17 protein-coding genes are annotated in these 22,472 nt (G+C 71.9%); 12 read left to right on the forward strand and 5 right to left on the reverse strand.

Annotated features, from left to right (window positions below; all coding sequences use genetic code 11):
* Positions 1-16: 16 nt before the first annotated feature.
* Positions 17-1,954, reverse strand: coding sequence for an amylo-alpha-1,6-glucosidase (locus ACZ67Q_RS19860; RefSeq protein WP_471183655.1), 1,938 nt, complete (start codon positions 1,952-1,954; stop codon positions 17-19).
* The gene (locus tag ACZ67Q_RS19865; protein ID WP_471183657.1) at positions 1,951-3,405 is read right to left on the reverse strand and encodes an MGH1-like glycoside hydrolase domain-containing protein; all 1,455 of its coding nucleotides are present in this window, start codon (positions 3,403-3,405) and stop codon (positions 1,951-1,953) included. The genes ACZ67Q_RS19860 and ACZ67Q_RS19865 overlap by 4 nt, the downstream gene beginning before the upstream one ends.
* A 120-nt stretch (positions 3,406-3,525) precedes the next feature.
* Here ACZ67Q_RS19865 and ACZ67Q_RS19870 point away from each other — a divergent pair, with 120 nt between their 5' ends.
* The 5 genes from ACZ67Q_RS19870 to ACZ67Q_RS19890 all read left to right on the forward strand — a co-directional run bounded on the left by ACZ67Q_RS19870 (position 3,526) and on the right by ACZ67Q_RS19890 (position 12,453).
* Positions 3,526-4,797, forward strand: a complete 1,272-nt coding sequence (locus tag ACZ67Q_RS19870; protein WP_471183660.1) for an ROK family protein — start codon at positions 3,526-3,528, stop codon at positions 4,795-4,797.
* A 498-nt stretch (positions 4,798-5,295) separates the two neighbouring features.
* Entirely contained in the window at positions 5,296-8,043 is a 2,748-nt protein-coding gene (gene ppdK / locus ACZ67Q_RS19875) for a pyruvate, phosphate dikinase (RefSeq protein WP_471183663.1), read from the forward strand.
* A gap of 948 nt (positions 8,044-8,991) precedes the next feature.
* Positions 8,992-9,411, forward strand: coding sequence for a hypothetical protein (locus tag ACZ67Q_RS19880; RefSeq protein ID WP_471183665.1), 420 nt, complete (start codon positions 8,992-8,994; stop codon positions 9,409-9,411).
* Positions 9,412-9,472: 61 nt separating this feature from the next.
* On the forward strand, positions 9,473-10,159 hold the full coding sequence (locus ACZ67Q_RS19885; protein WP_471184218.1) for an ABC transporter ATP-binding protein: 687 nt from the start codon (positions 9,473-9,475) through the stop codon (positions 10,157-10,159).
* Positions 10,153-12,453 (forward strand): FtsX-like permease family protein, encoded by a 2,301-nt coding sequence (locus ACZ67Q_RS19890; RefSeq protein WP_471183668.1) that lies wholly within the window; start codon positions 10,153-10,155, stop codon positions 12,451-12,453. The genes ACZ67Q_RS19885 and ACZ67Q_RS19890 overlap by 7 nt, the downstream gene beginning before the upstream one ends.
* Before the next feature lie 16 nt (positions 12,454-12,469).
* On the opposite strand, the gene ACZ67Q_RS19895 is transcribed toward ACZ67Q_RS19890, so the two are convergent.
* Positions 12,470-12,937, reverse strand: a complete 468-nt coding sequence (locus ACZ67Q_RS19895; protein WP_471183670.1) for an excalibur calcium-binding domain-containing protein — start codon at positions 12,935-12,937, stop codon at positions 12,470-12,472.
* A 350-nt stretch (positions 12,938-13,287) separates the two neighbouring features.
* Between ACZ67Q_RS19895 and ACZ67Q_RS19900 the strand changes: the two genes are divergently transcribed.
* From ACZ67Q_RS19900 to ACZ67Q_RS19930, 7 genes are all read left to right on the forward strand, one after another.
* Positions 13,288-14,493, forward strand: a complete 1,206-nt coding sequence (locus tag ACZ67Q_RS19900; protein ID WP_471183672.1) for an NAD(P)/FAD-dependent oxidoreductase — start codon at positions 13,288-13,290, stop codon at positions 14,491-14,493.
* A 101-nt stretch (positions 14,494-14,594) separates the two neighbouring features.
* Positions 14,595-17,162, forward strand: a complete 2,568-nt coding sequence (nirB, locus tag ACZ67Q_RS19905; RefSeq protein WP_471184221.1) for a nitrite reductase large subunit NirB — start codon at positions 14,595-14,597, stop codon at positions 17,160-17,162.
* A complete protein-coding gene (nirD, locus tag ACZ67Q_RS19910) occupies positions 17,159-17,509 on the forward strand; it encodes a nitrite reductase small subunit NirD (protein WP_471183675.1) in 351 nt (116 codons plus the stop codon). Before nirB ends, nirD begins: the two co-directional genes overlap by 4 nt.
* A 127-nt stretch (positions 17,510-17,636) precedes the next feature.
* Positions 17,637-18,137, forward strand: coding sequence for a hypothetical protein (locus tag ACZ67Q_RS19915; protein WP_471183677.1), 501 nt, complete (start codon positions 17,637-17,639; stop codon positions 18,135-18,137).
* Positions 18,138-18,148: 11 nt separating this feature from the next.
* Positions 18,149-19,426 (forward strand): sensor histidine kinase, encoded by a 1,278-nt coding sequence (locus ACZ67Q_RS19920; RefSeq protein ID WP_471183679.1) that lies wholly within the window; start codon positions 18,149-18,151, stop codon positions 19,424-19,426.
* 10 nt (positions 19,427-19,436) lie between these two features.
* Positions 19,437-20,084, forward strand: a complete 648-nt coding sequence (locus ACZ67Q_RS19925; protein ID WP_471183682.1) for a LuxR C-terminal-related transcriptional regulator — start codon at positions 19,437-19,439, stop codon at positions 20,082-20,084.
* Positions 20,085-20,162: 78 nt separating this feature from the next.
* Positions 20,163-20,942: a sulfite exporter TauE/SafE family protein gene (locus ACZ67Q_RS19930; RefSeq protein ID WP_471183684.1), complete on the forward strand. Its 780-nt coding sequence runs from the start codon at positions 20,163-20,165 to the stop codon at positions 20,940-20,942.
* Between the two features lie 22 nt (positions 20,943-20,964).
* Here the strand turns inward: ACZ67Q_RS19930 and ACZ67Q_RS19935 are convergent, their stop codons facing one another.
* Together ACZ67Q_RS19935 and ACZ67Q_RS19940 are read right to left on the reverse strand one after the other, a co-directional pair.
* Positions 20,965-21,588 carry a class F sortase gene (locus ACZ67Q_RS19935; RefSeq protein ID WP_471183686.1) on the reverse strand — a complete coding sequence of 208 codons (624 nt, stop codon included), beginning with the start codon at positions 21,586-21,588 and terminating at the stop codon, positions 20,965-20,967.
* A 170-nt stretch (positions 21,589-21,758) separates the two neighbouring features.
* On the reverse strand, positions 21,759-22,280 hold the full coding sequence (locus tag ACZ67Q_RS19940) for a hypothetical protein (RefSeq protein ID WP_471183689.1): 522 nt from the start codon (positions 22,278-22,280) through the stop codon (positions 21,759-21,761).
* Positions 22,281-22,472: the final 192 nt, after the last annotated feature.

Genomic DNA, 22,472 nt, shown 5'->3' on the forward strand with positions numbered 1-22,472 from the left:
CGGCAAACGGTGCTCCCTAGACACCGCCCACAGCTGTGAGAACAGCGAGCGGTGCCGCCGCGGACCGGGCCTCCCGCACACACGCATGCGGATACGGCACCGGCTCCCCGTGCGCCTGCCGCCCGTACCCGGCCCACACCTCCGGCAGCCGGTGCCCGCTGACCACCGCCGCGTCGACCAGCCCCCGCGCGACGACCCGCGCCTCGTCGTGCAACCCGTATCGCGCCAGCCCGAGCGCGATGACCGCGTTGTCGTGCGGCCACACCGAACCGCGGTGGTACGACAGCGGGTGGTACGCCGGCTGCCCCGCCGCCAGCGTGCGCACGCCCCAGCCCGAGAAGAAGTCCGCCTCCAGCAGACGACGGCCGACCTGCTCGCCGTACTCCTTGTCCAGCAGCCCCGACCACAGCAGATGCCCGGCGTCCGAGGCCAGCGCGTCGACCCGGCGGCCCGCTCCGTCCAGGGCCAGCGCCGGGAAGTCCTGCTCCGGCATCCAGAAGTCCCGCTGGAAACGGTCGCGCAGATCGGCGGCGGCCTGTTCCAGCAGCGCCGCGTACGCCTCGTCCCGCCACACCGTGCGCGCCAGCCACGCCGTGCGGCGCAGCGCGTCGTAGGCGTAGCCCTGGGCGCCCGCCGCCATCACCGGGCCGCCGGGCCGGGTGCCGTCGGCGGAGCAGATCGCGCCGGGCGAGTCCTTCCAGTTCTGGTTGGCGAGACCCCCGCGGTCGGCGCGGTAGACCAGGTAGCCGCGGGAGGTGAGGCCGCCGTGGTCCAGCATCCAGGTCACGGCCGCGCGGGCGTGCGGCTGGAGCCGGCGGCCCAGTTCGGTGTCGCCGGTCTGCTCGACGTACGCGCCGAGCAGGACGAGGAAGAGCGGGGTCGCGTCGACCGAGCCGTAGTAGCGGGCGTACGGCACCTGCCCGAAGTGGGCCAGCTCGCCGTGGCGTACCTCGTGCACGATCTTGCCGGGCTGCGCGACCGGCGCCGTCCCTTCCTCGCCGGCCTGGGTCGCGGCGAGCGCGAGGAGCGTGTCGGCGGCCGGCCGGGGCCGGTAGGGGAGGGCGAACAGCGAGGTGAGCAGGGCGTCCCGGCCGAGCAGCGTCAGGTACCAGGGCGCGCCCGCCGCGGGCACCCGCAGCTCCTCACCGTCCGGTCCGCGCGCCGGCACCTGGAGCGCGGCGAGGTCGGCGAGGCCGCGCGCGCAGGCCGCGGCCAGCTCCGGCCAGCCGGTCGGGAAGGCCACGCCTTCGAGGAACCTCTCCTCGTCCGCCCGCAGCCGGTCGGTGACCGACCGCGGGGAGCGCGGCACGCGCAGCGCCCGCTGGTCGCCGTGCGGCCGGGCCATCACCCGCAGGGTCAGTCCGGCCGTGCCGTGCGCCGGCAGGTCCAGCGTCCACACCATCCGCCGCGCGCCCGTGCCGGTCTCCTCGACGGCGTCCGGCGCCGGGTCCGCCGTGACCGTCGTGCACGAGCGCCACTGCCCACGCCGGTAGGTGAACTCCAGGCCGTCGTCGAGCACTTGGCGGGAGCGCACGACGCCGAGCTTGGCGTAGGTGCGGTGGTCGGAGCGCAGCTCGAACTGGTCGGCGAAGTCGGCGTCGACGGTCAGCGCCAGCCGGACCGTGACCGGCACCGGCCGGTTGCCGACCACCCGCAGTTCCTCCACGAACGAGCCGTCCCCGACGGCCTGCTCCCGGAACAGCGTGTACGCGGGCGGCTCGTCGCGGCCGCCGCGCGGCACCAGCACGCATCGCGCGGTGTCCCCGCCCGCGACCGGCGTCAGCGCCTCGGGCACCGCACCGTCGACGGTCAGCTGCCAGCGGCTCAGATGCCGCCCGTCCCGGACGAACAGCCCGTCGGGCACGTGCCCGCCGCGCACCCCGGTGATGTCGCCGCCGTCGCCCACGGCGGCGAACGTCCCTCCGTACACGAGCAGATGATGCCGGTCGGTCATCCCCCGTCCCCTCCCCTTGAGTCCCTGTCGCTGCTCTTTCCGAACATCTCGCCGGCCCCCGGGGACACGCCCGCGCCCGTGGACCGCCCTGGCGCGCCGTGCAACAGGTCGAGCGTGAGCGCCGCCGTCCAGCCGAAGTCCCGCGTCCCGCACGGCTCACCGGTGTACGGGTCGACGTACTCGGCGAAACCGGACGCGGCGGCGGTGGCCACCAGTGCCCGCGCGAGCGCGTCGGCCCGCTCCCGCTCGCCGTGGGTTCTCAGTCCGCGCTCGATCAGCCAGCCGGTGTTGAACCAGGCCGGGCCCCGCCAGTAGCGGTGCGGGTCGAAGGACTCGCCGAGCAGGTCGTAGCTGGGCACCAGGCGGGTGGTGGTGCCGAGGCCGAAGTGCGGGCCGGTGAGCGTCGCGACCAGCGCCGCGGCCTGCTCGCGTGGCAGCGCCGGCAGCAGCAGCGGGATCAGCCCGGACACCCCGCGCTCGCCGATCAGCTCGCCGCCGACGACGTCCCGGCAGAAGAACAGGGACCGCGCCGGGTCCCACAGCCGCTCCACGAGCGCCCCGGTCAGCCGCTCGGCGCGCGCCTGGCGGGCCGCACCGGACGCGCCCAGCTCGTGCGCGATCCGTGCAAGGGCGTGCTCGGAGGCGATGAGCAGGGCGTTGAAGGCGGGGTCCTCGACGGCGAAGTCGCCCTTCCCGTCGGCGTATCCGCGGTCCCGGTAGTCGGCGGCGAGGCGCACGTACCGCCCGTAGTCCAGGTCGGTCGGCCGGTCCTCCGCCGCTCCGTGGTCGAGGTCGGCGCGGCAGAAGGAGCGGGCCGGGGCGGGGGTGACGCGGGCGAGCGGCGCATCCCAGCAGGGGCTGTTGTCCATGCCCTGCTCCCAGGGGTGCACCACGGACACGAGCCCGCCGCCGCCCAGGTCCCGTCGGTGCAGCAGATACCGGTGCCAGGCGGCCAGCCTGGGATACAGCCCGGCGAGGAAGCCGCGCGCCCGGGACAGCTCCGGGTCGGCCCGGTGCACCAGCCAGGCGGCCAGCGCGTGCACCGGTGGCTGCACGATGCCCGACGTCTGTACGGTGCGCGGGGCGCCGGCGGCGCGGCCGGCGCCGGTGGAGCGCCAGAAGTCGGGGCTGGGGAAGTAGGCGTCGAAGGGAACGGCGGGGTTGAAGACGATGTGCGGCACACGCCCGTCGCCCCACTGCGCCGCCAGCAGCGTCTCCAGCTCGGTCTGCGCCTGTAACGGTGAGAGGTGCCTGAGCCCGATCGCGATGAACGCGGAGTCCCACGACCACTGGTGCGGATACAGGGTGCGGGAGGGCACGGTGGAGGTGCCGGTCCAGTTGGCGCGCAGTACGGCTGCCGCTCTGCCGCGCAGCTCGGCGGGCGCGGGTGAGGGATCGTGGGCGGTGTCCCGCTCGGTGCGGCGGGTGGTGAGCTGAGCCGTGCGATCCACTCGGGACCCCCGAAAGACGTGCGGCCGAGCGGACCGGCCGGGACCACCTAGGGTTACGTCTATTTAACACGCAGAACCCACTGTGTAATGCAGGATGGGGAAACGCAAGGGGGTGCGGGCATGACGGGACGGGCCACAGAAGCCGGGTGGACCGGGCGGACCGGAGAGGCCGTACGGCCCGGCAGGGCCGGGCGCGGCACGGTGCAGACCGGCGCCGGGGACCTGCTCGAGCTGGTGCGCAGCGGGCGCGCGACGACGCGCGGAGCGCTGCAACAGGCGACCGGGCTGTCCCGCGCGACCGTCGGCCAGCGCCTGGACCGGCTGTTCCGCGCGGGCTGGCTGCGCGAGGGCGCCGGCGGACCCGTCGACTCCCCGCTGGGCGGCCGCCCCTCCATCACCCTCGAGTTCGACGGTGAGCACGCGCTCGTCCTCGCAGCCGACCTGGACACCCGGCACGCCCGGGCGGCGCTGCTGACCCTGACCGGCGAGATCCTCGCCGAACGCACCGGAACCCTGGCGGTCGACGACGGACCCGAGGCCGTCCTCGGCGAGCTGGGCCGCTGGTTCGCCGAGCTGCCGGCCGAGGCCGGACGCCAGGCCGCTCAGGTGTGCGGCATCGGGCTGGCCGTGCCGGGCCCGGTGGACAGCGAGTCGGGCCGGGTGGTGCAGCCGCCGATCATGCCGGGCTGGGACGGTTACGACATAACAGGGCGCCTCGCCCGAGCCTTCACCGACCACACCGGCCTGCCCACGGTCCCGGTCCTGGTCGACAACGACGCGAACCTGATGGCGTACGGCGAACAGCGCACCTCGTACCCCGGCTGCTCGGCGTTCGCCCTGGTCAAGGTGTCCACCGGCATCGGCGCGGGCGTGGTGGTGGACGGATCCGTCTACCGGGGCATCGACGGCGGCGCCGGCGACATCGGGCACATCCGGGTGCCGGACGGCGAGCGGGCGCTGTGCCGCTGCGGTTCCTACGGCTGCCTCGCGGCCGTCGCGAGCGGCGGTGCCGTGGCGCGGCGGCTGGCGGAGGCGGGGGTGCCCGCGGCGTCCGGTTCGGATGTGCGGGAGCTGCTGGCGGCCGGGCATCCGGAGGCGGTGGGTCTGGCGCGGGAGGCGGGACGCCGGGTCGGCGAGGTGCTGGCGACGGTGGTGACGCTGCTCAACCCGGGCGTGCTGATGATCGCGGGTGATCTCGCGGGCACCGCGTTCGTCACCGGCGTACGGGAGCTGCTGTACCAGCGGGCGCTGCCGCGTTCCACCGCTCATCTGGAGGTGGTGACCTCGCGGCTGGGGGAGCGGGCGGCGCTGGTGGGCGCGGGCGCGCTGGTGGTGGAGCACCTGTACGCGCCGGAGCGGGTGGAGGAGCGGTTGCGGGCGCTGGGGGTGTGACGCGGGCGCAGGTCGGGTGACGCGGGGTGGGGGTCCGGTGGCGCGGGGAGGAGCGGTTGCTGGGCGGCGCAGTGGTTGCGGGCTCCCGGCGTGTGACGGCTCGGCGGTTCCGGATACTCGTCCGCATGGTGAAACCTCGCCCCTTGTGGGAGCGTGATTCTCGCCACCCCTGATAAGGGTTGCGCTCAGATGAGCGGATCTTGAGCGATTGCACTTCTGAAAGGGTGGCACTGAGTGCCACCGCTTGATCGTTCATTGGGCGAACTCAGACGTGCTGGAAGCCGCTCATGTGAGCGACGGCCACGGTCTACGGGTGTTGATGCGTTCAAGAAGTGAAAACAAAAAGCCTCGGTTGCTTGCCAAGCCTTGACTTTCGATCCGCTGGCGGACGACTGGTTACAGGCGCATGACGTGCAAGTGGACGTACCCAGGTGCCTTCGATCTGGGTATGTTCCTCGACGTCAGGGCAGCCACCGCGTCCTCGAGGAGTCGAGACCCGTGTCGGAAAACAAAGATCAGCAGCGACCCGCGTCGGGCAACAGCGTTGAGGGCGTGAAGTTCGTCTACGACTTCACCGAGGGCAACAAGGACCTCAAGGACCTCCTCGGCGGCAAGGGCGCGAACCTCGCCGAGATGACGAACCTGGGCCTTCCGGTCCCGCCCGGCTTCACCATCACCACGGAGGCCTGCAGGGTCTACCTGGACAGCGGTGAGGAGCCGGCGGCACTGCGTGACGAGGTGAGCGCACACCTCGACGCGCTGGAGAGCCGGATGGGCAAGAAGCTCGGCCAGGCCGACAACCCGCTCCTGGTATCCGTACGCTCCGGCGCGAAGTTCTCCATGCCGGGCATGATGGACACCGTCCTCAACATCGGCCTCTCGGACAAGTCCGTGAAGGGCCTCGCCGACCAGGCCGGCGACGAGCGCTTCGCGTGGGACTCCTACCGGCGCCTCATCCAGATGTTCGGCAAGACCGTCCTCGGCGTCGACGGCGAGCTCTTCGAGGACGCGCTGGAGAAGGCCAAGGAGGCCAAGAAGGTCGCGGTCGACACCGAGCTGGAGGCCGCCGATCTGAAGAAGCTGGTCACCACCTTCAAGAAGATCGTGAAGAAGGAGACCGGCCGGGACTTCCCGCAGGACCCGCGCGAGCAGATGGACCTCGCCATCCGCGCCGTCTTCGACTCCTGGAACGGCGACCGCGCCAAGCTCTACCGCCGCCAGGAGCGCATCCCCGGCGACCTGGGCACCGCGGTCAACGTCTGCTCGATGGTCTTCGGCAACCTCGGCCCCGACTCCGGCACCGGCGTCGCCTTCACCCGCGACCCCGCCTCCGGCCACCAGGGTGTCTACGGCGACTACCTGCAGAACGCGCAGGGCGAGGACGTCGTCGCGGGCATCCGCAACACGGTGCCGCTCGCGGACCTGGAGAAGCTCGACAAGAAGTCGTACGACGAGCTGATGCAGATCATGGAGACCCTGGAGAACCACTACAAGGATCTCTGTGACATCGAGTTCACCATCGAGCGCGGCAAGCTGTGGATGCTGCAGACCCGCGTCGGCAAGCGCACAGCGGCCGCGGCCTTCCGCATCGCCACGCAGCTCGTCGACCAGGGCCTGATCGACGAGGCGGAGGCCCTCCAGCGCGTCAACGGCGCCCAGCTCGCCCAGCTGATGTTCCCGCGCTTCGACGAGAAGGCCAAGGTCCAGCAGGTCGGCCGCGGCATCGCCGCCTCCCCGGGCGCGGCGGTCGGCAAGGCCGTCTTCGACTCCTACACCGCGGTGAAGTGGTCCCGCTCGGGTGAGAAGGTCATCCTGGTCCGCCGCGAGACCAACCCCGACGACCTCGACGGCATGATCGCCGCCGAGGGCATCCTGACCTCGCGCGGCGGCAAGACCTCCCACGCGGCCGTCGTCGCGCGCGGCATGGGCAAGACCTGTGTCTGCGGCGCGGAGGAGCTGGAGGTCGACACCAAGCGCCGCCGGATGACGGTGCCGGGCGGCCAGGTCGTCGAGGAAGGCGACGTCATCTCCATCGACGGCTCCAGCGGCAAGGTGTACCTGGGCGAGGTCCCGGTCGTCCCGTCGCCCGTGGTCGAGTACTTCGAGGGCCGCATGCACGCCGGCGCCGACGACGCCGACGAGCTGGTCGAGGCCGTCCACCGCATCATGGCGTTCGCCGACCGCAAGCGCCGCCTGCGGGTGCGCGCGAACGCGGACAACGCGGAAGACGCGCTGCGCGCCCGCCGCTTCGGCGCCCAGGGCATCGGCCTGTGCCGCACGGAGCACATGTTCCTCGGCGACCGCCGCGAGCTGGTCGAGCGCCTGATCCTGGCGGACACGGAGGAAGAGCGCGAGGCGTCCCTCAAGGCCCTCCTGCCTCTCCAGAAGAAGGACTTCGTCGAACTCTTCGAGGCGATGGACGGCCTCCCGGTGACCGTCCGCCTGCTGGACCCGCCGCTGCACGAGTTCCTGCCCGACATCACGGAGCTGTCGGTCCGCGTGGCCCTGGCGGAGTCCCGCCAGGAGCCGCACGAGAACGACCTGCGCCTGCTCCAGGCCGTGCACCGCCTGCACGAGCAGAACCCGATGCTGGGCCTGCGCGGCGTGCGCCTCGGCCTGGTCATCCCGGGCCTGTTCACGATGCAGGTCCGCGCGATCGCCGAGGCGGCGGCGGAGCGCAAGAACGCCAAGGGCGACCCGCGCGCCGAGATCATGATCCCGCTGGTGGGCACGGTCCAGGAGCTGGAGATCGTCCGCGAGGAGGCCGACCGGGTCATCGCGGAGGTCCAGGCTGCGACGGGCACGGACCTGAACCTGGCGATCGGCACGATGATCGAGCTGCCGCGCGCCGCGCTCACGGCGGGCCAGATCGCGGAAGCCGCCGAGTTCTTCTCCTTCGGCACGAACGACCTGACCCAGACGGTGTGGGGCTTCAGCCGCGACGACGTGGAGGCGAGCTTCTTCACGGCGTACCTGGAGAAGGGCATCTTCGGAGTCTCGCCCTTCGAAACGATCGACAAGGACGGCGTCGGCTCCCTGGTGAAGCTGGCGGCCGAAGCGGGCCGTCGGACCCGCCCCGACCTGAAGCTCGGCGTCTGCGGCGAGCACGGTGGTGACCCGGAGTCGGTCCACTTCTTCCACGAGGTCGGCCTGGACTACGTCTCCTGCTCCCCGTTCCGTATCCCGGTGGCCCGCCTGGAGGCCGGCCGCGCGGCGACCCAGTCGGAGGGCAGCGACCACCGCTGACCCCTCCGGGGCGCGTGGACCATGCGGGGCCCACGCGCCCCGGCCTGCAAGGCCGGCCGAGGCCCGGACCCCGGCCCACGAAGGCCGGGCACGCCCGGGCCCCGGCCCAAGAAGGCCGGGCAAGCCCCGGAGCCGTCGCTTGTCACCCGACCCTCACCGATCGGCGACGGCTCCGGACCACGGAGAAAGGGCGGCACCCTTGTGCGGGGGTGCCGCCCTTTCGGCGTACCGCTGGTCAGCCCACCGGGGGGCGGCATGCCACCGACGGGTGGGGAGCCGCCGTACCGTCACGGTGGGCGGTGAGCTGCTGGCGCCCCGACCGGCGGGGAGTCGCGGCACAGTCCCGGGCGGCCACCACGTCAACCCTGGCGGCCCTGCGCGGGCACTCACCGAGGGGGCCGGTTGCAGTGCAGGACACGTTCGTCTCATTCCTGCACTCCCGGAGGCAGGCGGGAGGTTGCGGCACGGGCGCTCGCCGCAGTCCTCGGCGGCCCGAGTCGTCGGCGCGATCGGGCCCATGGAAATCCACTGCGATGCGATCGGGTGCCGCCGGCTCATACCGCAGTGCTCCGCCATCCTTCGAAGGCCCGCGGCAGGGGACTTGGCCGTCCGCTCTGGTGGACAGTCACGCACTGGGGCCGGTCCCACGGCGCTGACCAACTCCTGCCGGCGGAGATCGGCGGCGCGTCGGACCACCGGTGCTGCGGGCAAGGCCTGCTTTCTCTCGGCTTGTTGCGGACTCGGATGGCGACAGTCCCCGGGCGACCCGAGCAGGGGCATACGCCCTGGTGGCGCCCGCTTCGGTGCCTCGGCTTCGTCGTTGACGCTACGGCCTGGATCACCTGATGTGGTGGTCGTCCGATGAGTGAAGGATTCAGCACGTTACCAGTCCATTACCTTCTGTAGTCACCGGAGTGGATGCCCCTCCGGGCTTCAGAGAGGCGAGGGATGAAGAAGGTATTTGTGGGCGTGCTCGCGGCCGGCATGTTCCTCACGGGTGCTGGGGTCGCCGTAGCGGCTTCGTGGCAGGGACTACCGAGCATGACGTCGTCGGGCGTGCAGTTCGAGAGGGGGCACTACCGACTCAACGAGCCCCTTCACAACAACGGTTCGTTCGAGTGGTCGGGTTACCTGGTCGACAAGCTGGCGAACGACGGACACAACGTCTACATGCAGGTCCGCGTGTCAGGCCATGACTGGGTGCGCTATTACGGCAAGCAGCGCAGGACTGTCTATATGCACCACTCCGACTTCGACGGCGCCGAACTCTACACGGGTGACGCTCGCATCAGGGCGTGCCGTGATCGGGGGAGTCTGCACCCCGACAACTGCTCCGACGAATTCCGTCGCAAGCGGAACCTGGGCTAATACCAGATCGACCTCAAGGCCCGGGTGCTGTCACTCGGGCCTCCAGGCTCTAGGGGACAACATCACTACACAAGAAGTCCTGTCAGCGAAGGACGTCGATCTCTACTACGGGGAAATGCAGGCGGTCACCGACGCTGAACTGACCGTCTCCCGTGGCGAAGTCGCTGCGATCACTGGGCAGAGTGGCTCGGGTAAGTCGTCGCTGCTCTATTGCCTGGCGGGCGTCTTGCCCGTTGCACGGGGCACAGTGCGGTTCGAAGGGCGTGCACTCACTGAGCTGGAGGATGAAGAACTCAGCGCTCTGCGGCGGGAGCGGTTCGGGTTCGTCTTTCAGTACGGCGAACTTCTGCCGGAGTTGACGGTCGAGGAGAACGCCGCCCTTCCGTTGCGCCTGGCCGGCCAACGGAAGCACCAGGCACTGGCTGCCGCCAGGGACGTGCTGGGGCGACTGGGCCTCGATGAACTCCGGCAGCGCAGACCGTCACAGATTTCCGGTGGGCAGAGCCAGCGCGTCGCCGTTGCTCGCGCGTTGGTGCATCAGCCTGCTGTGGTCTTCGCCGACGAGCCGACGGGCTCTCTCGACAGCGCGAACGCCAAGGCGGTCCTGGAAGAGTTCCTGGCACTTGCGCGGTCGCAGGGCACGGCCGTCGTTCTGGTCACCCACGACGCCGAGGTGGCCGCGCGCGCCGATACCCGTTACACCATGCGCGACGGCGCTCTCGTCGCAGATTCTCGGGAGCAGTGTTGAAGGAATTTCTCCTGGGTCTTCGCCTGCTCCTGGGGAGCGGCGGGCGTAATCGTGTGCGGTTCTTCCTCATGGTATTCGGCGGCGCGGTCGGTGTGTGCTGCCTGGCCATGGTGCTTGCCATCCCGGGCATCCTCGCGACGCAGGACGCACGACAGGCGGCCCGGGAGCCGGATTGCAAGTCGGTGGTGCCGGGAATGTGCAGCTCCGGCGACATGGCTGCACTCGAGCTCACGCGGCGGGACGCCTACGGGTCGCGGCCGATGACGCGGGTCTTCCTCGCACGCGGAAGCCTGCCGACCGAGCCGCCTCCTGGATTGACCCACTTCCCCCTGCCCGGAGAGGTGTTCGTCTCTCCCCGACTGCACGATGCTCTTGAGCGGGAGCCAGGTCTTTCACAACTCCTCCCGGGCAGGGAGCACGGGCAGGTCGGACCACGAGGGCTGTCCAATCCCGACGAGCTTTTCGCGTACATCGGTGTTGCTCGGGGAGTCCTCAAGGATGGGAGCCGTATCTCTCATTTCGGTAAGTCGTACGCGCCGTATCCCACAGTCGAGCCCTCCGCGCTCGACATCGTGCGCTTCACCCTTGCAGGAGTGGTGCTTCTACCGCTTGCTGTCTTCCTGGGGGTCTGTGCCCGGCTCTCCGCGGCGGCAAGGGCTCGACGGTTGGCGGCTCTCCGACTCTTGGGGCTTAGCAGGAAGGGCGTGCAGCGTGTCAACGCGGCTGAAACCGTGGTAGCCGCTCTGTGTGGGGCGCTTCTCGGATTGGGCGCCTATTGGGTTGTCAACCAGTTCGTGGCAAGAGTCGGGTTGCCAGGTTTCAAGTGGTATCCGTCCGATGGCAGGCTGTCGGTGGGCACAGTGCTGGTGTGTCTCATGGGCTGTCCTGCCCTGGCGTGGTTCGTGGGCCGCTTCGGAGGCCGACGCGCGGCAACGAATCCACTGGAGGTGCGGCGCAGTGCCGTGACCAAACCTCCGACGAAGTGGGGCCTTCTGCCGCTCGTTCCGGGGCTGGGGATCGTGGCAGGGTACTGCGTGGCCGGCGCGACCGGCCATGCGCCCAGTGACACCAAGATTTCTTCCGTCCTGATGCCGATGGCCGTTGCTCTGGTCGGTCTCGGGCTGGTGCTGGCGTTGCCTCTTCTGTCCCAGGTCCTCTCGCGAGCGATCGCCCGCTCGACTCACTCGGTCTCCCTGGGGCTCGCCATGCGGCGCAACGAGGTGGAACCCGGAGGTGCTCTCCGGGTGGCAACTGGCTTGGTCCTCTTGGTCTTCGCCGCCTCGCTTGTGCAGGGAGTACTCATCGAGCTGAACCAGGTGACGAAGTTCGACGCACCGGTGCTGTCGTATGACATTGCGCTCAACGGAGTCTCACAGGAGCACGAGAAGGCCTTCAAGAAGGTGCCGGGCGTTCGCGGATACGCAGTGAGCGCATACACCCAGTCCTACAGTCCGGGCGGGGAACCGATGCGGTCCCTGCACGTGGTTGTCGCCACGTGTCGCCATGCACGCATCATGGCTGAGAAGTTCGGGCACTGCATTGAGGGACGTTCGGCACGGCTCGTGAATCCTGGTCAGCATTCCGATCAGGACACCAAGCCAGGGACCATCTTTCCCTTCCAGCTGAAAAACGAGAGGGGACAACAGCGGGTGTTCGAGGTGAAAGTACCCCAGGATCAGGTCCGCTTCGCGGACAGCACTGGTCTTTCCTCCCTCGACAGCGGGGACGTCCTTCTGCCTCCCTCATCTCTGCCGGACGGTTTCCGGCTGGAGGACGCCTTTCTCACCCTCGTCAGCAACTCGGACGCGGATACCGTTCGCTCGGTCCTGGACGGCATCGGAGGCATCGATCCGACCACCGAGGTCACGCCTGCCGGCATCAACGTGGACGCCCTCCGCCAGGTCGACGTCGTCAAGACGCTCCTCGCCGTAGGCATGGTCCTGGGGCTCGTCATCGGTGTGGCCGCCTACCTTGTCGCGTCCGCCGATCGGGCCGTCGAGCGGCGTTCGCAGGTCACCGCCTTGGCTTTGCTCGGGGCGAGGCCCTGGACCCTGCGGGGTGTGCAGGTCGCTCAGGTCGTCGTGCCGTTGGCTGTCGGGCTCGTGTTCGCCGTCGTCGCCGGGAAGGCCGCCGAGTCGAGCTATCTCGTCACCGGGGGTGGGGACATCTTCTGGGACGGGGACGGGGTGCCCTTGCTGATCGGGTGTGCCCTCGGGGCCCTGGTGGTGGCCGCGCTCGGGTCCTTGCCCCTCATCGGGCGCAGGATCGACCCCGAGTTGATCCGGCGGGACTGAGACCCGGGTACCCGGGTCACTCGCACGCGACCCCGTCGCCGTCCCGGTCGAGGCGGGAGGAGTAGCCGGGGTCGCCCGTGTGCAACGGGGCCGCGCCGGCCGCTCGGGCCTCGCTGCAGTTGGCGTAGTACGCGCTCCCGCCACCCGAGTCGGACCCCGAGCCGCCGTCCGCGTACGTGTCGTCCGCCGGCTCCGCCGTGACCGTCTTCGTCGTCGTCACCTTCGTCGTCACCGTCACCGTCGGCGCGGGCTTCGCGGCAGCCGTCGCCGTCGCTGTGGCGGTCACCGTGGCCGTGGCGGTCACCGTCGCCGTGGGAACGGGGCTCGCCGCCGCCGGCTTCGCGTCCGACGCCGTACCGCCCTTGTCATCGCTCGCGCCGATGCCGACGCCGAGGAACAGGGTCAGCAGCAGGGCAGGGACGGCGTAGCGCTTGCGCGCCCAACGGGGGCGGGTCGCGGACGGCGTGGCGTACGGGTTCGTCATGCGGTTGCTCCCCGATGTGACGGTTGATCGTTTGACGAACCTAACGCCGCACTGCCGCTTGTGAAGGCGTTGTGGCCCTTTTGTGATGAGGGTGGGCTCGGGGGAGAGGGGGGAGGGGGCGCCCGGCGCCGCGCACCGCCCCCGACCAGCCCCCGCTCCCTCACACCGCCCCCGACCAGCCCTCGCCCTCCCTCACACCGCCCCCGACCAGCCCTCGTCCTCCCTCACACCGCCCCCGAAAAGCGCCCGCCCTCCCTCACACCCACCCCCCACCCCCGCTGAGGGCAGCGTTCCTCCCGGGAAACAGAGGTGAACCCGACGGGAAACACCCGCCCCGCACGCTCGATGGCATGACCTCGAAAACGCGTGTGGTGGTGATCGGCGCCGGGCTCGCGGGCGTACGTCTCGCCCGGCGGCTCGGTGAGCTGGGCGTGGCCGCCACGCTGGTCGGCGAGGAGGAGCACCGGCCCTACAACCGGGTGCTGCTCGCCGAGGTGCTGGCCGGGCGCTACAGCGCCGATGTGATCGCCCTCCCGGCGCCCGCCGGCCTCGTCCGCGCCCGCGTCACCGGCATCGACCGCGCCGAGCGCACCGTGCGCTGCGCCGACGGCACCGCGATCGCCTACGACACGCTGGTGCTGGCCACCGGCTCCAACTCGGTGCTGCCCCCGCTTCGGGGGCTGTTCACGCCCGATCGCGAACTGCCGCACGGCGTACACGCATTCCGCACCCTTGACGACTGCCTCGGGCTGTCGAAGGCCGTACGGCCCGGCGTGAAGGCCGTGGTCATCGGGGGCGGGCTGCTCGGCGTGTCCGCCGCCCGCGCGCTCGCCGTCCGGGGTGCTCAGGTCGTCCTCGCCCAGCAGGCCGAACGGCTCATGGAGCGCCAGCTCGACCCGAACGCGTCCGCGCTGGTCCAGCGGCACCTGACCGGCCTCGGCGTCGAGGTGCACACCGAGTGCCGGGTGCGCGACGTGCGCTGCGTCGGCGGCGCGGTGCGCTCCGTGGAGATGGCCGACGGGTTCGCCCTCGACGCCGAACTCGTCGTCCTCGCCTGCGGCGTGCACCCGCGCGTCGGGCTCGCCAAGGACGCCGGGCTCGCCGTCCACAAGGGCATTCTCGTCGACGACCGGCTCCGGACGTCCGATCCCCACATCCACGCCCTCGGGGACTGCGCGCAGCACGACGGCAACGTCTACGGTCTTGCCGCGCCCGCACTCGAACAGGCCGACGTACTCGCGGAGTTGATCGCCGGAAACGGCAGCGCCCGCTACACCGGCACCCGTTCCCTCACCCGTCTCACCCTCGCCGGTCTCGACCTCGCCGCGTTCGGCGAGACCGTCGCACTGCCCGGCGACGACGTCGTGCAGCTCGCCGACGCCACCCGCGGCACCTATCGCAAGGTCGTCGTCCGCGACGACCGCCTGGTCGGCGGGGTCCTCGTCGGCGAACTCGGCACCGTCGGCGCGCTCGCCCGCGCCTGGGAGGGAGCAGAGCCGCTCCCGACGAACGGCGGCCCCCTGCTCCACCTGCTCACCCATGACGGAGGCTCCTGATGTCCACGGACACGACCCCGGCCACCCCCACGGTCGCCGCCCAGGCCACCCCCACGGTCGCCCCCACGGACGTTCCCACCATCGTGCTCGTCGGCCACGGCATGGTCGGTCAGCGCTTCCTCGAAGCGCTCGCCGAGCGCGGGCTGACCGCCACGCACCGCGTGGTCGTGCTGTGCGAGGAGCCGCGTCCCGCCTACGACCGCGTCGCCCTCACCTCGTACTTCTCCGGCCGCACGCCGGACGACCTCTCCGTCACCGACATGGAGTTCATCGCCACGCACGGCATCGAGCTGTACGTCGGCGATCCCGCCGTCACCGTCGACCGCGAGGCGAAGAAGGTCACGTCCAGGTCGGGGCAGGTCTTCGCCTACGACACCCTCGTCCTCGCCACCGGCTCCTACCCCTTCGTCCCGCCCGTCCCCGGCAAGGACGCCACCGGCTGTTTCGTCTACCGCACCATCGAGGACCTGCTCGCCATCGAGGAGTACGCCGGCAAGAACGCGTCCACGGGCGCCGTCGTCGGCGGCGGGCTGCTCGGTCTGGAGGCCGCCGGTGCGCTCAAGGGGCTCGGCGTCGACACGCACATCGTGGAGTTCGCGCCGCGGCTGATGCCCGTGCAGGTCGACGAGGGCGGCGGCGCGGCCCTGCTGCGCACCATCGCGGACATGGGACTGTCGGTGCACACCGGCGTGGGCACGCAGGAGATCCTCGCCGGTGACGACGGCGCGGTCACCGGCATGAAGCTGTCCGACGGGTCCGAGATCGCCACCGACATGGTGATCTTCTCCGCCGGTGTCCGGCCCCGCGACCAGCTCGCCCGCGACTGCGGCCTGGCCGTCGGGGAGCGCGGCGGGATCACCGTCGACGCCCAGTGCCGTACCGTCACCGACCCGGACGTCTTCGCGATCGGCGAGTGCGCGCAGGCGGTCGACGGGCGGGTGTACGGGCTGGTCGCGCCGGGGTACGAGCAGGCCGAGACCGCGGCGGCGACCATCGCCCGCGACGAGGCCGCCTTCACCGGTGCCGACCTGTCCACCAAGCTCAAGCTGCTCGGCGTCGACGTGGCGTCCTTCGGTGACGCGCACGGCACCGCCGAGGACTGCCTGGACGTCGTCTACTCCGACTCCCGCGCCGGCCTGTACAAGAAGCTGGTCATCGGCCGTGACGGCACCCTGCTGGGCGGCATCCTGGTCGGCGACGCGGACGCCTACGGCACCCTGCGGGCCCTGACCGGTTCCGTCCCGCCCATCGCGCCGGAGTCACTGGTACTGCCCGCCGGCGTCGACTCGGGCGCCCAGCTCGGGCCCTCCGCGCTGCCCGACGACGCCATCATCTGCTCCTGCCACAACGTCACCAAGGGCGCCATCCGCGGCGCGGTCACCGACCACAAGTGCACCACCGTGCCCGAGGTGAAGAAGTGCACCAAGGCCGGCACCGGCTGCGGCAGTTGCGTCAAGGTGCTCGGGCAGCTGGTCACCGCCGAGCTGGAGGCGTCCGGGGTCGAGGTCGACAAGGGCCTGTGCGGCTGCTTCTCGCAGACCCGCGAGGAGCTGTACGAGATCGTCCGCGCCCTGCGCATCCCCTCGTACCAGGAACTCCTCGACCGGTACGGCCGTGACGGCGCCCGGGGTGGTGACGGCTGCGAGGTCTGCAAGCCCGCCGTCGGCTCGATCATCGCCTCCCTCGCCCCGGCGATCGGCGCGAGCGGCTACGTCCTCGACGGCGAACAGGCCGCGCTGCAGGACAGCAACGACCACTTCCTCGCCAACCTCCAGAAGAACGGCTCCTACTCCGTCGTACCCCGCATCCCCGGCGGCGAGATCACCCCGGAGAAGCTCATCGTGATCGGGGAGATCGCCCGCGACTTCGGGCTCTACACGAAGATCACCGGTGGTCAGCGGATCGACATGTTCGGTGCCCGCGTCGAGCAACTCCCGCTGATCTGGGCTCGCTTGGTGGACGCCGGTTTCGAGTCGGGGCACGCCTACGGCAAGGCGCTGCGCACGGTGAAGTCCTGCGTGGGCTCCACCTGGTGCCGCTACGGCGTGCAGGACTCCGTCCGCATGGCGATCGACCTGGAGCTGCGCTACCGGGGCCTGCGCTCCCCGCACAAGCTCAAGTCGGCGGTCTCCGGATGCCAGCGCGAGTGCGCCGAGGCCCAGTCGAAGGACTTCGGGGTCATCGCCACCGCCAACGGCTGGAACCTGTACGTCGGCGGCAACGGCGGCGCGACCCCGCGCCACGCCGACCTCCTCGCGCAGGACCTGTCCGACGCCGAACTGGTGCGCCTGATCGACCGGTTCCTGATGTTCTACATCCGCACCGCCGACCGCCTGGAGCGCACCAGCACCTGGCTGGAGCGGATCCCGGGCGGCCTCGACCACGTACGGGACGTGGTCGTGCACGACTCGCTCGGCATCTGCGACGATCTGGAGGCGCTGATGCGGGCGCACGTCGCGCACTACCGCGACGAGTGGGCCGAGACCGTCAACGACCCCGAGAAGCTCGCCCGGTTCGTGTCCTTCGTGAACGCCCCGGACACCCCCGACCCGGTGGTCGCCTTCGTCCCCGAACGCGACCAGATCAAGCCCGACCTGCCGCTGCTGACCCTCGGCATGCGGCCCACCGCAGACCCGGCAGACGTCCTGGAAGGAAGCGCCCAGCGATGACCCTGGCACTCGAGACCACCGACCTGAAGGTCCAGCTCCAGCTCGCCGACGACTGGTTCACGGTGTGCGACCTGAGCGTCCTGATCCCGGGCCGCGGGGTGGCCGCGCTGCTGCCCGACGGCCGGCAGGTGGCCGTCTTCCAGGACCGCTCCGGCACGCTGTACGCCGTGGACAACCGCGACCCCTTCACCGGCGCGGCGGTCCTCTCCCGCGGCCTGACCGGCACCCACCAGGGCCGCCCCTTCGTCGCCTCCCCGCTGCTCAAGCAGCGCTTCGACCTGGCGACGGGGGAGTGCCTGGACGACGAGACGGTCCGCGTGACGGCGTACGAGGTCCGCGCCCGCTGACCGGCCTTCCGGGCCCGGGGTGGGGTAAACCGAACCCCCGGCTTCCGTGGCAGCACCCTCGTTCGCGACGCCTCCGGGCGGGAGGCTGGACGCACCGCATCCAGCAGCCCCTCCGGAGGCATCCGTCATGGCTCTCGCGCACCGCTCCCACTCCGCCGACTCCGCCGCCGCGCACGTGTGGCGCATCGTCCGCGAACCCTTCACGGCCGCGTCCTGGCGGCGTACCGCCTACGCGGTGCTCGCGCTGCCCGCAGGCCTGGTCTGTGTGCCGCTCGCCCTGCTGGGCGCGCCCACCGCACGCTGGCAGCGGACCCTGCACCGCCGCCTGCTCGGCGCCGACCTGCCCGTCGGCTCCCGCGCCGGCCTCGTCCACGCCCTGCTGTCCACCCCGCTCAACCTGCTCGCCGCCGCCGTCACGTTCTACGGCTGGTCCCTCGTGCCGATGAACCTGCTCTGGCCGCTGCGCGCCGGTGACGACTACGCGAGCGCCTGGGGCGGGCCCACCTTCGCCGGGGCCTGGGCCTTCCACGCGGTCCTCGGCGGGATCGGCTTCCTGCTGCTGACGCCGTGGCTCGTGCGCGGGCTGACCGCGGTGCAGCGCCGTCTGGCCGCCGCGCTGCTCGGCTAGATTGGGCTGCCGTGATCCCCGTGCGCGCCCTGGGCGCCGCCACCTTCGGGCGCCGTGCCCTCGCCGCGCTGCTCTACGCGCTCCTGGCCCTCCCGCTCGCCCTCGCCGGGTTCCTGCTCACGCTCGTCGGGCTGGTGCTGGGCGGGCTGCTGGCGGTGACCACGCTCGGGCTGTGGGTCATGGCCGGCACGGTCCGGGGCGCGCTGGCGCTGGGCGCACTCCAGCGGGCGCTGGCCCGCGGCCTGCTCGGGCTGGAGATCGAGCCGCCGGAGCCGGTGGCGGCGGGCGGGCCGCTGCGGTGGCGGCGGGCGCTGCTGGGCGAGCGGCCGGGATGGCGGGCCGTGGGGTGCGCGCTGTTGACCCCGTTCACAGCCGTCCTCGGGATCGTCGCCGTCGTCATCGGATACGTCTACGGCGTCCTGCTCACACTCCATCCGCTGCTCGCGCGCGTCAACTACATCACCGTGCACGAGCCGGACGGCTCGACGCGGCACGTGTCACTGGAGTTCTTCGGCCACCAGGTCGACACCTGGCCGCGCTGGCTGCTCCCGGTCGCCCTCGGACTGCTCCTCCTCGTCGCCGCACCCCACCTGGTACGGCACGCCCTCGCGCCCCACCGCGCCCTGCTGGCCGCGCTGCTCGGACCGGACGCCGCCGCGCGCCGCATCCGCACTCTGGAGGAGACGCGCGCGCACGCCGTCGAGGACGCGGCCGCCACCCTGCGCCGTATCGAACGCGATCTGCACGACGGCACGCAGGCCCGCCTGGTCGGGGTCGCCATGCACCTCACCCTGATCCGTGAACTGGTCACGGCGGGCGCCGACCGCGACCGCGTCCTGAGCGCCGTCGGCACCGCCCAGTCCCACGCCACCCAGGCCATCTCCGACCTGCGCCACCTGGTGCGGGGCATCCACCCGCCCGTCCTCGACCAGGGCCTGGGCAAGGCGCTGGCCACGCTCACCGCCGGCAGCCCCCTGCCGGTCCGGCTCGCCACCCGCCTCACCACCCGGCCCGGCCCCGCGGTCGAGTCCATCGCCTACTTCTGCGCCGCCGAACTCCTCGCCAACGCGGCCAAACACAGCGGCGCCGGGACCGTCGAGGTGAGCGTCGGCACCGACGGGGGGCGGCTGCGGCTGACGGTCGCCGACGACGGGCGCGGCGGCGCGGTGATCGGCGCCGGCTCCGGACTCACCGGCCTGCTGGCCCGGGTCCGCACCGTCGACGGCACGCTCACCTGCGACAGTCCGCCCGGCGGCCCTACGGTGGTCACCGTCGAACTGCCCCTGTGACGGAGGTCGGATGCGCGTCGTCATCGCCGAGGACTCGGCCATCCTGCGCGACGGACTGGTCCAGCTGCTCCAGTTGCGCGGCGTCGAGGTGGCCGCCGCGGTCGCCGACGCGGACGCCCTGCTCACGGCCGTCGCCGGGCACACCCCGGACGTCGCCGTCGTCGACATCCGGCTGCCGCCCACCCAGACCGACGAGGGGGTGCGGGCCGCCGTACGGCTGCGCGAGGAGCATCCCGGCACCGGGGTGCTGCTGTTCTCGCAGTACGTCGAGACGGCGCACGCGGCGCGGCTGCTGGGCAACCCGTCCGGCGTCGGCTACCTGCTGAAGGAACGGGTCGTCGACATCGGTGAGTTCATCGGCGCGCTGGAGCGGGTCGCGGCCGGCGGTACGGCGCTCGACCCCGAGGTGGTGGCGCAGCTGTTCGGCGCGAGCCGCCGCCGCAGCGCGCTGGACGCGCTCACCCCGCGCGAGCGGGAGGTGCTGGCGCTGATGGCCGAGGGCCGCACCAACCACGGCATCGCCACGGCCTTCACCGTCTCCGAGCGGGCGGTGGAGAAGCATGTCGCGAACATCTTCACCAAGCTCGACCTGCCGCCGTCGGAGGCGGGCCACCGCCGGGTGCTGGCCGTGCTGCGCTATCTCGAGGACGCCGCCTGACCCGGCCCCCACCGGGGAACCTCAGAAGCCCCTCAGATACATGGACGGCGCACCTTTCCCGTCCCTAGGGTCGCGGGCATGCCCGACATCCCGTTGACCATGGTCGCCGTCCTCTGCCTCGCCGCGCTCGCGGCCGGCTGGATCGACGCCGTGGTCGGCGGCGGAGGGCTGTTGCTGCTGCCGGTGATGCTGCTCGGCCTGCCGGCCGGCACGCCCGCCGCGCACGCTCTCGGCACCAACAAGGCGGTCGCCATCGTCGGCACGACCGGCGCGGCGGTGACCTACGCCCGCCGGGCGCCGGTGGACGTGCGCACCGCCGTGCGCATCGGGGTCGCGGCCCTCCTCGGCTCCTCCGGCGGGGCGCTGCTCGCCGCCGGGATGAGCACCGAAGTCCTCAAGCCGGTGATCATGGTGGTGCTCCTCGGGGTCGCCGCGTTCGTCATCGCCCGCCCCGCCTTCGGCACCGCGCCCGCCGCCACACCGGTGACCCGCCGCCGTGTCCTCGCCGCGATCGGCCTCGCCGGCCTCGGCATCGGCTTCTACGACGGGCTGATCGGCCCCGGCACCGGCACCTTCCTCGTCCTCGCCCTGACCGCGATGCTGCGCCTGGACCTGGTGACCGCGTCCGCCACCGCCAAGATCGTCAACTGCTGCACCAACGCCGGCGCCCTCGCCATGTTCGCCTGGCAGGGCGCCGTCCTGTGGCAACTGGCCGCAGTGATGGCCGTGTTCAACCTGACCGGCGGCATGCTGGGCGCGCGCACCGCGCTGAAGAAGGGCAGCGGCTTCGTACGGATCGTGCTGCTGACGGTGGTCCTCGCCCTGGTCGCCAACCTGGCCTACGAGCAGTGGGCCTAGGCGGCGGCCGTACGCGTCGGTGTCAGCGGCGGCTGCCGGTCAGGTGGGCGAAGACGACCACGTTGCCCTGGTAGCCGGTCGCGCGGGAGTAGCCGCCGCCGCAGGTGATCACGCGCAGCTCGGGGCGGCGGGCGGCGCCGTAGACCTTCTCGTCGGGGAAGTTCTCGGCCCGGTAGACCTCGACGGCGTCCACGGTGAACACGGCGGTGCTGCCGTCGCGCCGGTCCAGCTCGATGGCGGCGCCCTTCTTCAGCGCGCCGAGGTCGTAGAAGACGGCGGGGCCGTCGGCGTTGTCGACGTGTCCGGCGACGATCGCGGTGCCGCGCTCGCCGGGGGTGGTGCCGGCCTCGTACCAGCCGGCGAGGTTCTTGCGGCCGGCGGGCGGGACGTCCAGGCTGCCGGCCGGGGTCAGGGACAGGCCCATCAGCGGGGCGTTGACGCGGATCGACGGTATGCGGATCCGGTCGGGCGGGGACGGCGGGAGCGCGGGTGCGGCGGAGCCCTCGGCGCCCGGGTCGGCGGACGCCTCGGCGGCCGACGGCTGCGGCGGGGCGTGCCCGGCGGTGCCGTTGTGCACCAGCCAGGCACCGGTGCACAGGGCGGCGGCGGTGACCGCCGCTATCGCGGTGTTGCCGACCCGACGCATGGCAAGCCCTCTCGACGAAACGGTCTGGGAACGCTCGACGGCAAGAACCGGGGGCCCCGGCCCGGCGGGAAAGGGCCGTCGCCCCGTGCCCCCTCCGGGCCGCGAGGGGCGTCGGACCCGGAGGGGGAGGGGATCTGCGGTACCGGCGGACGGACAGCGGAGGGTGTCCGTCAGATCCCGTCGCCTCTCGCCCGGCGATGCAGGAGCCAGGTACCGCCCGCGGCGGCGACGGCGAGAGCCGCCACGCCGGCCGCGGTCTGTACGGGGTCGGGGCCCAGGGCTCCGCCGACCCCCGTCTTCACACTTCCGTGCGGCTGCAGCTGCCCGCGTTCGGGGGTCAGCGCCACCATCAGGTCGCCACGGACCACGCGGTCGCCCTCCGCGCACGTGGCGACGATCTCGTACGTCCCCGGCTGCGCGCTCGGCGGCACCCGGAACTGCCCGATCGCGTCGCCCTGGTGCGTGCTCGGCGCCAGCGTGAACCGGCCGGCGCCGACCGCTCCGGCGTCGCCCGCCGCCGCGCCGCCGTCGCCGCACGCCGCGGTGTTCACCGTGACGTCGGCGCCGGGCGCCACGGTGGTCGGGTACACCTCGAGGCCGCCGGCGTCCGCCGCGTACCCGGGCGCGGCGAGTGCGCCCAGAGCGGTGGCGGCGAGCGCGGCAGCGGTCAGCACGCGGACGGTGCGTCGCATCGGTGCTCCTTCGAGCGGTCGGTTGCCCCTGCCCTTCCGAGGTAAGGCCCCGCACGCCGCGCCCGCTCCCTGAGGGCCCGTCAAAAGTGTGGCGAACGGGTGTCGTCAGGCGGCCCCAGGGCCCGGGACCGACACCGTTTCAGCAGGTCACCGGCGGTTGCGGGGAGCCGACGAAGAGTACGGGACGGGCGT

The sequence above is a fragment of the Streptomyces sp. NPDC036813 genome (assembly GCF_055609245.1).

Excerpts from the sequence above, each read along its gene's own strand:
- ACZ67Q_RS19860 (WP_471183655.1), bottom strand. The coding sequence starts at position 1,954 with ATGACCGACCGGCATCATCTGCTCGTGTACGGAGGGACGTTCGCCGCC.
- ACZ67Q_RS19870 (WP_471183660.1), top strand. The coding sequence starts at position 3,526 with ATGACGGGACGGGCCACAGAAGCCGGGTGGACCGGGCGGACCGGAGAG.
- ACZ67Q_RS19880 (WP_471183665.1), top strand. The coding sequence starts at position 8,992 with ATGAAGAAGGTATTTGTGGGCGTGCTCGCGGCCGGCATGTTCCTCACG.
- ACZ67Q_RS19895 (WP_471183670.1), bottom strand. The coding sequence starts at position 12,937 with ATGACGAACCCGTACGCCACGCCGTCCGCGACCCGCCCCCGTTGGGCG.
- ACZ67Q_RS19900 (WP_471183672.1), top strand. The coding sequence starts at position 13,288 with ATGACCTCGAAAACGCGTGTGGTGGTGATCGGCGCCGGGCTCGCGGGC.
- nirB (WP_471184221.1), top strand. The coding sequence starts at position 14,595 with ATGGTCGGTCAGCGCTTCCTCGAAGCGCTCGCCGAGCGCGGGCTGACC.
- nirD (WP_471183675.1), top strand. The coding sequence starts at position 17,159 with ATGACCCTGGCACTCGAGACCACCGACCTGAAGGTCCAGCTCCAGCTC.
- ACZ67Q_RS19915 (WP_471183677.1), top strand. The coding sequence starts at position 17,637 with ATGGCTCTCGCGCACCGCTCCCACTCCGCCGACTCCGCCGCCGCGCAC.
- ACZ67Q_RS19925 (WP_471183682.1), top strand. The coding sequence starts at position 19,437 with ATGCGCGTCGTCATCGCCGAGGACTCGGCCATCCTGCGCGACGGACTG.
- ACZ67Q_RS19930 (WP_471183684.1), top strand. The coding sequence starts at position 20,163 with ATGCCCGACATCCCGTTGACCATGGTCGCCGTCCTCTGCCTCGCCGCG.
- ACZ67Q_RS19935 (WP_471183686.1), bottom strand. The coding sequence starts at position 21,588 with ATGCGTCGGGTCGGCAACACCGCGATAGCGGCGGTCACCGCCGCCGCC.
- ACZ67Q_RS19940 (WP_471183689.1), bottom strand. The coding sequence starts at position 22,280 with ATGCGACGCACCGTCCGCGTGCTGACCGCTGCCGCGCTCGCCGCCACC.